The following is a 14497-nucleotide window of genomic DNA, read 5'->3' on the forward strand; positions in this document are numbered from 1 at the left end:
GGATGACTAAAGGTAAAAGCCTTGAAAAGATGAATAAAGTGGCGTAATGATGGTAGTGCCAGTCGCTTAATCTTGCTGATGGTAAAATGCGTTTGGTATCTCTTTTTAAGGAGCGAAGGATGGCCCATCAAGACTTGCCGCAGTCACATTCTCACCCTAAACCTCATTCACAAGAGGCCGAACCTGCACAGGCTGACAAAGGTATTACTGACCATTCACAGCGCAATACTGGATCCCACTCTCATAACGCTAAGCACAGCAAAAAACACAAGCACAGTCATTCGCACCAGCATGGTGATTTTACCGACATGTCGTCTAATCGCATTGGCTGGGCCTTTGTGCTTAATGTCAGTTTTACTATCATAGAATTTATCGGTGGCTGGCTCACTAACTCCACCGCCATTATGGCCGACGCCGTCCATGACTTAGGCGACAGCTTGTCCATCGGCAGTGCTTGGGTGCTTAATAAACTCAGTAACAAGCAAGCCAACCGCAAATTTAGCTATGGCTATAAGCGTTTCTCCTTATTAGGGGCGCTTATCAATGGGCTAGTATTGGTACTCGGCTCTGTGTGGGTGCTCACTGAAGCCATCCCGCGCTTAAGCTCCCCGCAAATGCCCGTCACCGAAGGCATGTTTGTCTTAGCCATTTTTGGCATCATGGTCAATGGGGTTGCCGCTTACAAACTCAGCAGTGGCACCTCAATCAATGAACGGGTGCTTAACTGGCATCTGTTAGAGGATGTGCTCGGCTGGGTGGCCGTGTTGATTGTGTCTGTGGTGCTGATGTTTGTGGAATGGCCGATTTTGGACCCTATACTGTCGATTCTATTTACCCTGTTTATTTTGGTGAATGTGCTTAAAAATTTAACGCAAACCTTGCAAATATTCCTTCAAGCCGTGCCCGACACTCAGCAGCAACAGCAAATACAGCAAGCGCTAGTTACACTGGATGCTGTGGATAGCCTGCATCATCTTCACTTTTGGTCTTTGGATGGCGAGCAGCATGTCCTCACCGCCCATATCGTCTTAGCCCATGAGCTAACCCCAACAGCGCAACTCAATCTCAAACAGCAAATCGCGGTTACTCTAGCCCCTTACAAGTTATCTCACACTAATATCGAGCTAGAAATGCCCGATGAAACTTGCCGAGACGGTGACACGAGTGAAAGTCGGGGGAGCGTTGGTACCCATGATGGTGCCAGTATTCGTGACTAGTATTCGTGATTAGTATTAGTGACTCGTCATAATAGCTAATCACTATTGCCTATGCGTGTCAGTTTGACACGGCCTAAGTTGCTCCAAATATTGGCATCCACTCAGTCAACTAGGCTCACCTCAAAATAAACACGGGCACAATAGTCTGACATTTCGCCCAGTAAAATGTCGATTGTGATAGGACTGCATCCCAATTAGCTAACCGAGATCACATAACGAGTACAAAAGGCTGACTCATGGATGCACTAGGAACATAATTTGCTTATCTGACTGATATAAATGTCATCTCCTTAGCCAATAATGAGTGCTATGAATAATAAATCCACCTCTTTACCACAAGCATTACCGAATGTAATACCCAATGTATTAGTGCAGCAAAAATATAAAAACCAGATCCCAGGGGATATGGCCATGTGGCTACTGATCGCCATGGAATTAACCGTATTCGCGCTATTTTTTATCGGTTTTGCTGTGATGAAACGTATAGAGCCGCAGATGTTTGCTAAGGGGCAGAGCCTTATTCATCTCTCTATCGGCTTGCTATGCACCTTAAGCTTACTCATGAGCAGCTACCTTCTGGCACTGGCGCTGGTTAATGCCAAACAAGGACACAATATCCGTGTCAGTCATTTACTCCGCGGGGCCTTGTTGTTCGCCTTTATCTATCTGGTGGCCAAAATATGGGAGTACGCCCTACTGATAAACGCAGGTTTTGACCTATCCACCAATGACTTTTTCACCTTGTACTTTTTGATCACAGGATTTCATTTTATGCACGTGGTGCTTGGCTGCATGATTTTAGTGTATCTTCATCAGCAAAGCCGACAACAGCGTTATGGCCCCAATGATTACAGGGGGTTTGAAGCCGCAGCCGCTTACTGGCACATGGTGGATCTGGTGTGGATTTTAGTGTTTTTCTTAATTTATATTGCCCATTAATACGGGCACATTACTTTAAGAAGGGTTTGAACTCATCACAAGCGACAAGGAAGCTAATTATGCCTAACACTCAATGCAGCAAGCACACAAGCTTAATACACCAAGCCGCCATTCTCTTAATTGGCTTAACTTGCCTCACTACGGCCATCAGCTATTTCCCTCTAGACGCATTAGCTGACTACACAGTGCTTGCTAACAATGGAGTTAGGATGCTAAGCATTGCCCTTATCCTATTGATGACTATGATAAAGGGCATGCAAATTGTCGATGTATTTATGGAAATGCGCACCGCCCCTCGCGCATTTCGGCTATTCACCTTGAGCTACCCTGTGATCATCCCTGTGCTGCTGACCGCTATCCTTTACCTATAAAGCAGCATCCATAAAAAAAGCGCTACCCCAAACCGCTAATTAGATAGTTAAGTCTGGATAACGCCTAGTGTTAAGTTAACGCTTTTAGCAAAACTGCGCCGCCGATCACAGTCTGCCTAAGACTGACGAGACAAGCGCAGCAATGTTGATATATTGACAACAGACGGCCAGTTTAAGGCCATTATGTTGTCAATTGTTATCACGGAGCCTGTCATGCTAGAGCAAACGTTACTGGATATCGCTTTAGATCTTAGCCAAAGCCTGCCTAAAAAAGCCCTCTATCAGCGCTTTATGACAGCCGTTAACCAAGTCATGCCCTGTGATGCGGTAGCCCTACTTGAATATCAAGGCCATGAATTAGTGCCCGTCGCCGTGGATGGCCTGCTGCCCGAAGTGCTGGGCATGGGATTTTCCCCTGAGGACCACCCTAGATTGCAAGCCATTATGGCTTCCAAGCAACCTATTCGCTTTAACGCCGACTCTGAACTTGCCGACCCTTATGATGGCTACTTGGTCATAGATCCTAAACGTGTACTCGATGTTCATGCCTGCATAGGTTGCAGCCTCTTTGTCGAAGGCAGGCTCGTTGGGGTACTCACCTTAGATGCGCTCAATGTGGGCGCCTTCGATGCCATAGACGATATTACTATCGCAACCCTAGCAGCCCTTGCCGCCGCGACCATACGTAACGTTAACTTGCTCAATCAGTTGGACCGCCAGCAGTATAAGCTTGATGACAATGACAGTGTATTTAAGCAAAAGCCGTTAAAAAAGTCTGACTTCATCGGTGAGACCCCCTGCATGCAGGCCCTTAAAGACGATATTCGCATTGTGGCAAACTCCGAATTATCTGTGATCATTGGCGGTGAAACCGGTGTGGGGAAGGAGCTGGTGGCTCGCAGCCTGCACGCACAATCTAAACGCCGAGCCCAAGCCTTAGTGCAAGTCAATTGCGCCGCCCTGCCCGATACCTTGGCAGAGAGCGAGTTATTTGGTCACAGTAAAGGTGCCTTCACTGGCGCCGCCAAAGACAGAATGGGCAAATTTGAGCTGGCCCATCAAGGCACACTGTTTCTCGATGAAGTGGGTGAGTTATCCTTAGAATTACAGGCAAAATTATTGCGTGTCATTCAGGAAGGTGAAATTCAGCGCATTGGCCTTGACCGCAACATTCATGTGGACGTGCGCATCATCGCCGCCTCCAATCGCAATTTACTTCAGCGAGTAAAAGAAGGCCTATTTCGAGAAGACTTGTACCACAGGTTATGTGTCTATCCCCTCAATGTCCCGCCGCTGCGAGAGCGGCAAGACGATATCCCCTTGCTGTGCGGCAATATACTCACCAACCTTAAACATAAGATTGGCCTAAGCAGCGCCAAGACAGTGCGTTTAACACAAGCCGCCATGCAAAAGCTTCAGGGCTATCCTTGGCCCGGCAACGTACGAGAATTACAACATGTTTTAATGCGCGCCGCCTTGAAAGCCAGCGCCGAAGCTAAAGGCATTACTGTCATCCAGCTGCATCACTTAACCTTTGCCTGCGAGCCCATGAGCCAAGGACTCACTGAGTTGACCGCGTTTAACTCAAACTCGCCTGATTCTAATCCATCAACCAGTGACGAGACGTTCGCTGCCGCAAATCGAGAAGAAAAAGTCGAGCCGCCAGTCATTAGTCGCTCCTTCAACGATAGGGTGGCTGATTTTCAGCGCCAAGTCATACGCCAATCACTTGATGACAATAGCCAAGTCTGGGCCAAAGCCGCGCGGCAGTTACAGTTAGACCGAGGGAATTTGCATCGTCAAGCCAAACGTTTAGGGCTAATTCCTTAAGGCCTGATTTCAGATAACCCTAATTCAGATAATAAGTGCGATACGTTTTATTGAGTTGTACTCATTTTTTTGTGGCAATTAATCCCACCATAATGTGATTTGAGTTGACACATCTAGGCAATCAGCCAGCTTCTCTACTGAACCTAGACCTTGCTCGATAATATCTGGACAAAATTCATAGAGTTCAGCTGCCAATGCCATCTCATCATCAGCAAAGCGGCCGAAGTCAAATTCGACCCAATCACGTCCTACGCCTAACACTTCGGTGACACCCCAATCACGTAGTTGTTTAATAATAGCTTGAGTGTCAAGTCCATAATTGCAGCCATCAGTTTGCCTATAACGGAGAATATCCCATGGCTCGCTTCCCTTGATAACCGCTAACCCACTACCAAGATGATCGCTGTCGTTACGAAATATTAGGTATCCCTGCTTTTGAAACTCATGTTTCAAGTCATTTATCGCCATTTTCGCTTCACGCTCTGAACAAGATAAAAATACACCCTCAAAATACTCATCATCGAACTCGTCAGCACATTCCGTATACACTTTATGAAGCTGCGTTATCTTATTCGTATTAATTTGCTTGATCTTGCTAAGCAGTTTGGTGGAGAAATTCAATTTTTTAAGGAGTTGCAACTCATCATTGGCTAAGCTGTCTATTAATTTTTTATCTGCCATGACTTGTTGATATTTCTTCTCAAGATAATCGGCTTCTGGTGGCCGGAAAATACGAGCTATCAGGCTTAACACACAGTAAATTGATACTATTATGAGCAGGGCTGATCCAAAAAAGATAAGCTTATTCATTATTTCTATATTCTGATGTTTAAAAAAGCCGGAAGTATAAATGAAATGTGATCTGCAATAAATACACGACCCAGACAGTTTTCATTGCTCCGCTAACACATCGCTAACTGATAATTGCCAATAATTTCACTGCATAAGGCACATTTAATGGCATGCCTTGTTGGCTAAAAAAACAACATGGCTTAGCGCTTTACTTCAAACGCTGTGTTAGTGTAGGATTATTTTAATCAATCACTTACACGAAGAAGTAATCTATAAAACCGTGTAATAAGCGATAATGTGAACCTCAATCAGCAATAAAAAAGGAGATGTTATGTCTTACATGGATGGTTTTGTCGCCGCCGTACCAACGGCAAACAAAGATAAATACATTGAACACGCGAAATTGACGGCTCTGGTGTTTAAAGACCATGGCGCACTCAAGATCACTGAGGCCTGGGGAGATGACGTCCCAGAGGGCGAGGTCACTTCTTTTCCAATGGCGGTGAAATGTGGCGAAGACGAAACGGTCGTTTTTTCATCTGTTGTGTGGCCTTCGAAGGACGTACGAGACGCTGGCTGGCAGGCGATCATGCAGGACGCTAGAATGCACCCAGACAATAATCCCATGCCCTTCGATGGTAAGCGTTTAATATACGGTGGTTTCCAAGTCCTTGAAACTGAGTAGTGCTTAACACTGGTAAAACATTATTTACTCTATGTTATTTGATAAATCACGGCACAAACCCTTGACTGAAAGCCACTGGGATCAAAATGTCGTTCAGTCAGAAATATCATCCATCATTAATGATATTCAACATTCACTATCAGCCGATGCATGCTGGCCCACCCATCCGCAGGATGCACAAAGCTATCCCAGAAGTGGGCCTAAATGGTCTGCCTATGCCGGAGCTGCAGGGACAATTCACGCGTTACAACTACTCGATGGCTACGGTTATAACGTCATTGACTTGTCTGGTGCATTAGAAAACGTTTACCAATCCTTTTTGAAAAACCCCGATGTTTGCGTTGAACCTGGCTTACAAATAGGTGAACTTGGCATATTAATGCCTGCAATCTTAAAGAAACTCGATGATGCACAACTCGCTCGTCGTGTTTTGCGCTGTATGGAAGACACTATCGCACTTCCTCTGTATGAAATAACCTCAGGACAGAGTGGCATGATGCATGCCGCCTTAGCACTTTATCGTAAAACCGGTGAAAATTGCTGGAAAGAGGTATTCGTTAAAGGCGCAACCTCATTAATGGATAATTGGCTGCTAGATACCAAGACGGGAGAATGGCTTTGGCAAAGTCAAGTTTTTGGGCCTAAACGTCATTATTATGGTGCTTGTCATGGTGTGGTAGGTAATGCGAATATTCTTTTACAAGGTGCTGATTTACTGCCAGATAACTACCCAGAGCTCATCATTAAGCGTACCCTTATTACGTTAAATATCGCGGCAAAAAAAGCAGGGAACTTCACCAACTGGCCTCTGTGTACTAAACCCAAGATTGATAAACTGCTGGTGCAGTGGTGTCACGGGGCTGCTGGAATCGTGACTGCAATGGCAAGAACACCTAAGATTGACTCCTGTACATCCAATCAACTCGATCAGTTGTTAGTACAAACCGCTGAGCTGGTATGGCAAGCGGGACCGCTCAACAAAGGCTCGAACATCTGTCATGGCACTGCGGGTAACGGCTATGCCTTTTTGTATATGTACCGACGAACAGGCCAAGCCGTTTGGCTTGAAAGAGCCAGAAAGTTCGCCATGCACGCTATTGAACAATGTCAGAAAGCACGAGCACATTACGGCCAAGGGCGATTCACCTTATGGACAGGTGATGCAGGGCTGGCCATTTATTTGGTTCATTGTCTTAATCCACAACATGCGGCAATCCCTGGCTTGGATTTATTCTAAGTCTCTGATGCTAAAATAACTATGGGATAAATGCCCTCAAGACATGATCTAACCCTAGGAGCCACAATGTCAGTCATAGCCAATACTCCTGCGCCGCCCTACTTCGCGGTGATTTTCACTTCCACACGTACACCAGGCGATAATGGTTACTCTGAAATGGCAGAAAAGATGGTCACACTCGCCGCACAGCAGCCAGGATTTTTAGGTATAGAGTCCGCAAGGGAAGATGTGGGCATTACCGTCTCTTACTGGGCAGATTTAGATGCCATTAAACAATGGAAAGCCAACACTGAGCACTTAACCGCTCAAAAAATGGGCCATCAATCTTGGTATGATGCATTTAAGGTCCGTATTGCAAAAGTCGAACGAGATTACGGTATCTAACAAGTACTGCAGTAAACTGTATTTTGCCCAACACCCTCCTATTAACATCGGAGTTGTAATTAAGATCTGTCACGTTTGCCCAATTGTGCGTTTGGAATGCGGGGATAAATATAGCGATAAATAGCAAAGTGACCTCGGCCATTGGGCTAACATCCCTTCTGTATAAAGTCAGAGGGAAAATTTAATGAATGCTTACAAATCCTCAGAGACTTCTAGTTAGAGAAGGCTTGTACAGGCATGTTCTAGCTGATAAGTTATTAATAATTAAAGTGTATTACTTAGACGTTTTCAAATACACCTGAGGATGTTTATCACACTTCTCGCATACAGCTCGGCTGAGTCTAAGCTCCACTGGGCTTATCTACCCCGCTTCGCAGTCTTTATCAGGGGAGCATTACACAGAAAATGGAGTTCAAATGAGTTCGACTAATCAAATAAACCGGGTTTTAGAAGACGTCCCCATCAACGTGAAACTCGTCATATCTTCACTCTGGGTCGCTGTGATGTTTTGCTACGTTTATGGTGACTATATACAAGTTTATGTGCCTGGCATTTTAGCTGACGCCATGGCGGTATCAGCGGAAAAAGAAGGCATTCAAATAGAATTTTTTGCCGTTGCACTGCTCATGTCTATCCCGAGTGTGATGATATTTCTCACCTTAGTGTTAAAGCCTGCGATTAATCGTTGGTTAAATATCATCTTACCGCTGCTATACATAATTCTGCTTGTGGCAGTCAATATTGAATCCACTTGGGTCTATTATTTATACCTAACGGCGATTGAAATATTGCTATCTATGACGACGATTTGGTATGCGTGGAACTGGCCTAAAACCGCACAGTAATTACGCGAGTACCACAACTAAAAATACGCCAAGCTAGTGCCGATAAGCACTAGCATAAGTGCGAGGTAGGCTTTCATTATCTTCAGTGGCCAACCTCTGGTGTGTTTGAGTCCCATAAAATAATCGATCACTAGATTACCCTTCACGAGCACGATGACGCCGACTAGCAATAAGCTTAACTTGCCCAAGCCAAAGCTAGTTTCGGTAACGCTGGCGTCTGCTAAGGCGGCACTGGTTAATGTCAGTAAAATCAACATCTGCCACACCATGGTAGGTGTCGCCAACAGCCGATTAATCACTCCACTGGCCATATATCATTACCCTCTTGTTCTCAGTTAATGCAGCACATATAAGAGTGGAAAGATAATGATCCACACCAGATCTATCATGTGCCAGTAAGTTGCGGCGCTCTCCAAGCCTTCATGGTTTTTCCCGTCATAAAAGCCTAATGCGGTTAGCATAGCCACAAAGCCAATGCTTGCCATGCCAATAAGCACATGGAGCAAGTGATTGAAACCAATGTAATAGTAGGCCGCAATGAAATAGTCATCCCTTGGGTGAATGCCAAGGTCTTGATTACGACCAAATTCCCAATACTTAACAGCGCAATACAGGCCGCCCGCGGCAATGGTTAGCAGCAACCAATTGAGTGTCACTCCTGCTCTGCCCGCTTTTATCGCCCTCATGGCATTCACCATGCAAAAGCTACTAGTAAGTAGAATGAGGGTATTGGCAAGGCCCGCAAGGGTGCTGAGTTTTGCCGGCCCTTGACTAAAATCGTCAGGGAAATAAGCTTTTGCCACCAAAAACAAGATAAAAAACAGCCCAAATTCAGTCAGCTCTGCGTAGATAAACACCCATACCGCCATGGAACCTGGCGGCTCTGAGTTAAGAGACGGCTTTTCTTCAAGTGCCAGCTTATCTTCAAGTGCCAACTTATCTTCAAGTTCCGGCTTAGGGTCAAGCGCCTGCTCAGTTACCACGCCGCTCTGAGCATTAGCAGTACTGCTTGCAACAGGACATGGAACAGGATTAGCAGCATGAGCCTCAGCGATAGCATCTGTCATGGGTAAGCTTAGAAATGTGCGTTAACAAGCTGGGTTAGCGCTTCTATTGTCTGCTTCTCATCGGTTAACGGCTCAATAATGCAATGCAAACACGCCATCTGCGCATGGCAACCGCTGGACATCATTTTCGCCGCATAAATCAGTAACCGGGTGGAGACTGCCGCCTTTAAATCAATATCACTTAAACGGCGAATGTCCGCCCCTAATTTGACTAAGGTATGGGCAAGCTCAGTGGTTATGCCCGCTTCATGGACTAAAATTTCTGCTTCTTGTTCTGGGCTTGGGTAATCGAACGACATGGCCACAAAGCGCTGTCGAGTACTGGGTTTAAGGCCCTTCATCATGTTCTGATAACCTGGGTTATAAGACACCACCAGCATAAAATCTTTGTGGGCCTTTATCACTTCACCGGTGCGCTCAAGGTGCAGCTCGCGGCGATGATCCGATAACGAGTGCAGCACTACTGTGGTGTCTTTACGGGCTTCGATAATTTCATCCAAATAGCAAATGCCCCCATGGCGCACCGCGCGGGTCAGCGGGCCATCTTGCCAGAAGGTGCCTTCTGAGCTAACTAAATGACGCCCCAGCAAATCTGCTGCGGTTAAATCATCATGGCAAGAGACAGTCACTAGCTCTCGGCCTAAACTTTCTGCCATAAACTCCACGAAGCGGGTCTTACCGCAACCGGTCGGTCCCTTAATAAGCACAGGCAAGTCATGAGTCTTGGCGAAATTAAAAATCTCCACTTCACTGCCTTGAACTTGGTAATAGCAGCTGTTCGCCGCTTGGGTGTCATAATGAGTCTCTGTTGTCATGGCCGTCTCTCTTTTAGGTTTCTGGCAAAAAATGTCAGTCAATAAGTTCATCACCGCAAGCTCATCATCAGTGGGTTAACATCAACCACTGATATGAATGACTAGTATGAGTAACTAGTATGAGTAACTAGTATGAGTATTAGTGCGCGGCGGTGAGCTGTAAGTAAATTTTAGGTAACACCCGCGGTAGTTCACTGGCATTACTTACGATAGAAAAGCCATTGGTTCCAAATAGATAAGGCAGATAATCGTGGCCTTTGTTATCTATGGTGACGCAGTACGGCACTAGGCCTAACAGCTTGGCTTCAATAATGGCTTGGCGAGTATCTTCGAGGCCATAACGGCCTTCGTACTTGTCTAAATCGTTAGGTTTACCGTCTGTGATAATGAGCAATACTTTATTAACCCCGCCCCGCTGGCTCAATAATTCACTGGATTGGCGAATGGCGGCGCCCATGCGGGTGTAGTAGCCAGGTTCAATACGGGCAATACGACCGCGGACATGATCGCTGTGGGGCATGTCGAAATTTTTTAGTATGTGGAAACGCACATGTTGACTGCGCACCGATGAAAACCCATACAAGGCAAACTCATCCCCAAGGCGAGTCAGCGCCTCACTAAATACCATTAAACTGTCGCGGATAACGTCTATCACCCGCTGGTTATCATCGATATAGGCTTCGGTAGACAAGGATAAATCCGCCAATATTAAACAATTGACGTCCCTGTTCTGCCGCTGGGTATCAATATAAAACGCCTGTTTACTGCTGTCTTTGACTGGCTGAGCATGATTATCAAGCCAGGCATCGAGATCTATGTCATCGCCGCTTTGCTGGGCTTTTCTACGTGTTGGGGTCAAGCCTAAATGGGCAAATAACGCCAGAATATCTTGGCTCAATTTTTGATATTCACTGGATAAAGCAAGGGGCTCGACCTCATCGCTTATCATGGTTTGCAGCACACAGGCGTTTTCCACTAAGCGCTGCTGTTTATAATCCCATTCTGGCAAAAAGATACCTTCGCCGAGGCGTAAATCATCTTGGGCGGCGGCGGGTAAGTCTAAATCGAAGCGAATGCGGGCGGCATTGGCCTTTCTGTGACGAGACAAGCTAATTATATCTAAATCTTCTGCAATATCAGTGATATCGGCATCATCGTCTTCATCACTCTGGCAACGGTCTAGATTGATTTGTTCGGTCCAGGTCATCAGAGCTTCGGCTTGAAACACCAACAGGCCATCGGTTTTACGATTATCATCCACGTATTGGGCTTTCTTGCGCTGCTCGATTTTTGGCAGCTCGCCGGACTTATGCTTAGGCTTTGACTGCTGATTCTTATCATCCAAAGGATCAAAGTTGACGCCACTGCCTAAGTTTTCGATAGGTGGATAGATCCACAGCGGCACAGCTTGCACGTCTTTGCTGCAGCGTGGGAGTTCGTTAATTGAACCTGGGATTTTAATCACTGTCATTACGGCTTTCTCAGCCTGTGCTTGACCATCATCGCGATTAAAAAACGACATATTCCTCTTCTGGGGTTCTCCCAAACTTGGCGTGTTCGCCTGAAATTCAGCAGTACGTAGGCGTAAGACTTCATGAGCCAAATTGCTGTAAAGCCGCCTAAGGCCGGCATATTGACTTAAGAGAGCACAAGTTGCTCTTTGATTATCATTGAACCAATCGGCCATCACAGCCGTTGTGGTTTCCTTGCCATCGCCAACATCTGCTCGGCGCTGCTTATCGAGTTGTGCGGCCAAGGCGGTGAGCCAAAAATATAAGGATTGATTCAAGGTTTTATCGGCAAATAGCGCGATATAAGGGGGCAGCCTTAGGCTGCGTTCATCTTGCCAGCTTAAGTAAAACTGCTTATGGCTACCGGCAATTTTTTGCATTGTGGTGCGGCTAATATTTAACTCACGTTTTTCAGCTATTTCAAGGCTTTTAGCGCTGTCACCGCCCATGGCACGGTAATAGACTAATAATTGCGATTGCACTTCACTGAAATGGACCTTGGCATCGAGATGGTCTGTGGCCACCTGTGATGTTAACCATTTGTCCCATATTTTACCGACAACTTCTTCCATTGTGACCTCTTATTGCCAGGTTATCAGTGTGAACGCCTATGTTCTGTGGCGTTGCTTCAGAAAAAAGCCCAGCCAAGTAAGAGGGTGAAAACTTACCAGGCTGGCTTATCGGTTTAGCTTAACGGTTTAGCTTGAATGGGATTGCAGGCTCACAATCCCACCTATATCACTTATAGTTAAGCGTTAGGCGTTAGCGTTAGCTTACGCTGTCTGCTCAGTCAGTCCTTCACTGCTCGTTTGCTTGGCGCCACGATTAGCCACCACAAAGCTAGCAAAATAGGTGATTACCCCAGCAGCAAAGAGTAAGCCAAACAAGAGTCGAGCCACATAGAAGGGGGCGATAGCATCCTGGGTTGCCATAAAGCTTAAGGCTTCGCCCGCATCTGGAATGCGTTGTAGCGCCACCTGCCAAATCCCCGCCGCCGTCAGCGCAAAGGTAATGCCAAGCATACCGATACACATAAGCCAGAAGCCCCAGCGTTCCACTTTCTGCGCCTGAGCACTGTTGCCCTGAGGGCGACCGTTCATCACAGGCATAGAGTAGGAAATCATGCACATCACCACCATGGCATAGGCGCCAAAGAAGGCTAAATGACCATGGGCGGCAGTAAGCTGAGTGCCGTGGGTGTAGTAATTCACTGGCGCTAAGGTATGTAAGAAGCCCCATACACCGGCACCGAGGAAGGCCATTACCGCCGTACCTTGGGCCCAAGTGGTGGCTATCTTGTTACCGTGTTCACGGCGACGTTCTTTCACCATCTTGAAGGCAAATAGCACCATCATGAAGAAAGGCACAGGCTCAAGGGCTGAGAAGAAAGATCCCATCCATAACCAGTATCTTGGTGGACCCACCCAGAAGTAGTGGTGACCCATACCGATAAGGCCGGAGATCAGCGCCATGGCAATAATCACATAGAGCCATTTTTCGATGTGCTCGCGATCCACTCCTGTCACTTTAATCAACACGAAGGCCAATAAAGCACCTAAGATCAACTCCCACACGCCTTCAACCCATAAATGCACCACAAACCACCAGAAGTACTTATCCATGGTTAAGCTGTCAGGGTTATAGAAAGAGAACAGATAGAAGAGCGCAAGGCCAGCAAGACCTGTGATCAACACCATATTAATCACTGTCTTTCGACCTTTTAATATTGTCATCGCAATATTAAACACGAAGGACAGGCAGACTAACACTATGCCAATTTTAGTGATGGTAGGCTGCTCTAAAAATTCACGTCCCATGGTAGGAAACAGCTCATTTTTAGTGATCCTCGCAAGCTCAGCATAGGGCACTAACAAGTAGCCCAAGATGGTTGCCACGCCCGCGACCACAAACACCCAGAAGGTGATTTTGGCGAGTACTGGGCTGTAAAGCTCAGTTTCGGCCTCTTCGGGCACCAAGTAATAACTCGCTCCCATAAAGCCAAACAGCATCCAGACTATCAATAAGTTAGTGTGCACCATGCGGGCGGCGTTAAAAGGAATGTAAGGAAAACCTGCATCACCGTTTAAGTATTGCAAGCCCATGAGTAAACCAAAAATGACTTGGCCTGCGAATAAAATCATCGCAAAAATAAAATAGGGTTTTGCAATGAGTTGAGATTCATACTTCATATTTTTGTCCTCTGCTTAACCTTCGATATTCGGTGGCCAATTGTTATCGTCAATTCTGGAGGTCCAGATCAGAAACTCGGCCAAGTTATCAATTTCAGCATCGGTTAAGTTAAATTGCGGCATCTTACGACGATGAGGAATGGCCAAAGGCTGGGCATTCATCCATGCACGTAGATAGCTCTTAAATGCGGCTTCATTGCCCGCTCCCCGTCGGTCAAACACATTGGCAAGCTCAGGCGCATAGTAAGCACCCTCGCCCATCAAGCTGTGACAACCTATGCAATTGTTGGTTTCCCATAAGCCTTTGCCTTTGACCACATGTTCAGTCAGCGCGTCCCTATTTTCCCGCTTTGGCAATTGGCGGACTGTGTCCACCGACAAACCGAATAGCAGTAACAAAAAGAAAAAGCTGCCGCCGTAATAAATATTACGAGCCATGCTTTTTGTAAATTTTTCAGCCATTAACGACTCCTTGAGATATGATTTGCACAGCTACACATAGCAACATGTATGCCAATTTGTAACGCCTTGTATTAAAAGGAATTTAATTAAGTCCAAACCGAGCCCGCACAGGGGGGAGTCCGATTGACAACACCCTTGTTGTTAATGGCACAT

At 46.2% G+C, this 14497-nt stretch carries 15 protein-coding genes; 8 read left to right on the forward strand and 7 right to left on the reverse strand.

The window, feature by feature from the left end; all coding sequences use genetic code 11:
• The first annotated feature begins 119 nt into the window (after positions 1–119).
• From SDEN_RS10260 to norR, 4 genes are all read left to right on the forward strand, one after another.
• The gene (locus tag SDEN_RS10260; RefSeq protein ID WP_011496406.1) at positions 120–1217 is read left to right on the forward strand and encodes a cation diffusion facilitator family transporter; all 1098 of its coding nucleotides are present in this window, start codon (positions 120–122) and stop codon (positions 1215–1217) included.
• A gap of 309 nt (positions 1218–1526) precedes the next feature.
• Positions 1527–2156: a cytochrome c oxidase subunit 3 family protein gene (locus SDEN_RS10265; protein ID WP_157599850.1), complete on the forward strand. Its 630-nt coding sequence runs from the start codon at positions 1527–1529 to the stop codon at positions 2154–2156.
• Between the two features lie 59 nt (positions 2157–2215).
• A complete protein-coding gene (locus SDEN_RS10270) occupies positions 2216–2527 on the forward strand; it encodes a cytochrome C oxidase subunit IV family protein (RefSeq protein ID WP_011496408.1) in 312 nt (103 codons plus the stop codon).
• Between the two features lie 213 nt (positions 2528–2740).
• A complete protein-coding gene (gene norR / locus SDEN_RS10275) occupies positions 2741–4357 on the forward strand; it encodes a nitric oxide reductase transcriptional regulator NorR (protein WP_011496409.1) in 1617 nt (538 codons plus the stop codon).
• A 78-nt stretch (positions 4358–4435) separates the two neighbouring features.
• Here norR and SDEN_RS10280 read toward each other — a convergent pair whose 3' ends face one another.
• On the reverse strand, positions 4436–5110 hold the full coding sequence (locus SDEN_RS10280; protein ID WP_198134589.1) for a DUF4253 domain-containing protein: 675 nt from the start codon (positions 5108–5110) through the stop codon (positions 4436–4438).
• Positions 5111–5480: 370 nt separating this feature from the next.
• Between SDEN_RS10280 and SDEN_RS10285 the strand changes: the two genes are divergently transcribed.
• From SDEN_RS10285 to SDEN_RS10300, 4 genes are all read left to right on the forward strand, one after another.
• Positions 5481–5834 carry a DUF1428 domain-containing protein gene (locus SDEN_RS10285; protein ID WP_011496411.1) on the forward strand — a complete coding sequence of 118 codons (354 nt, stop codon included), beginning with the start codon at positions 5481–5483 and terminating at the stop codon, positions 5832–5834.
• A gap of 61 nt (positions 5835–5895) precedes the next feature.
• Positions 5896–7071, forward strand: coding sequence for a lanthionine synthetase C family protein (locus SDEN_RS10290; RefSeq protein ID WP_198134590.1), 1176 nt, complete (start codon positions 5896–5898; stop codon positions 7069–7071).
• 66 nt (positions 7072–7137) lie between these two features.
• Positions 7138–7455 (forward strand): antibiotic biosynthesis monooxygenase family protein, encoded by a 318-nt coding sequence (locus SDEN_RS10295; RefSeq protein ID WP_011496413.1) that lies wholly within the window; start codon positions 7138–7140, stop codon positions 7453–7455.
• Between the two features lie 416 nt (positions 7456–7871).
• Positions 7872–8300: a DUF6326 family protein gene (locus SDEN_RS10300; RefSeq protein WP_011496414.1), complete on the forward strand. Its 429-nt coding sequence runs from the start codon at positions 7872–7874 to the stop codon at positions 8298–8300.
• Between the two features lie 17 nt (positions 8301–8317).
• Here the strand turns inward: SDEN_RS10300 and SDEN_RS10305 are convergent, their stop codons facing one another.
• The 6 genes from SDEN_RS10305 to SDEN_RS10330 all read right to left on the reverse strand — a co-directional run bounded on the left by SDEN_RS10305 (position 8318) and on the right by SDEN_RS10330 (position 14344).
• Positions 8318–8611, reverse strand: coding sequence for a cytochrome C oxidase subunit IV family protein (locus SDEN_RS10305; RefSeq protein WP_011496415.1), 294 nt, complete (start codon positions 8609–8611; stop codon positions 8318–8320).
• Between the two features lie 24 nt (positions 8612–8635).
• Positions 8636–9367, reverse strand: coding sequence for a cytochrome c oxidase subunit 3 family protein (locus tag SDEN_RS10310; protein ID WP_011496416.1), 732 nt, complete (start codon positions 9365–9367; stop codon positions 8636–8638).
• Between the two features lie 8 nt (positions 9368–9375).
• A complete protein-coding gene (locus tag SDEN_RS10315) occupies positions 9376–10182 on the reverse strand; it encodes a CbbQ/NirQ/NorQ/GpvN family protein (protein ID WP_041405760.1) in 807 nt (268 codons plus the stop codon).
• A gap of 139 nt (positions 10183–10321) precedes the next feature.
• Positions 10322–12265 carry a nitric oxide reductase activation protein NorD gene (locus SDEN_RS10320; protein WP_011496418.1) on the reverse strand — a complete coding sequence of 648 codons (1944 nt, stop codon included), beginning with the start codon at positions 12263–12265 and terminating at the stop codon, positions 10322–10324.
• Positions 12266–12466: 201 nt separating this feature from the next.
• Positions 12467–13882 carry a cbb3-type cytochrome c oxidase subunit I gene (locus tag SDEN_RS10325; protein ID WP_011496419.1) on the reverse strand — a complete coding sequence of 472 codons (1416 nt, stop codon included), beginning with the start codon at positions 13880–13882 and terminating at the stop codon, positions 12467–12469.
• 15 nt (positions 13883–13897) lie between these two features.
• A complete protein-coding gene (locus SDEN_RS10330) occupies positions 13898–14344 on the reverse strand; it encodes a c-type cytochrome (RefSeq protein WP_011496420.1) in 447 nt (148 codons plus the stop codon).
• Positions 14345–14497: the final 153 nt, after the last annotated feature.

Source organism: Shewanella denitrificans OS217, from assembly GCF_000013765.1.
Classification (GTDB): Bacteria; Pseudomonadota; Gammaproteobacteria; order Enterobacterales; family Shewanellaceae; genus Shewanella; species Shewanella denitrificans.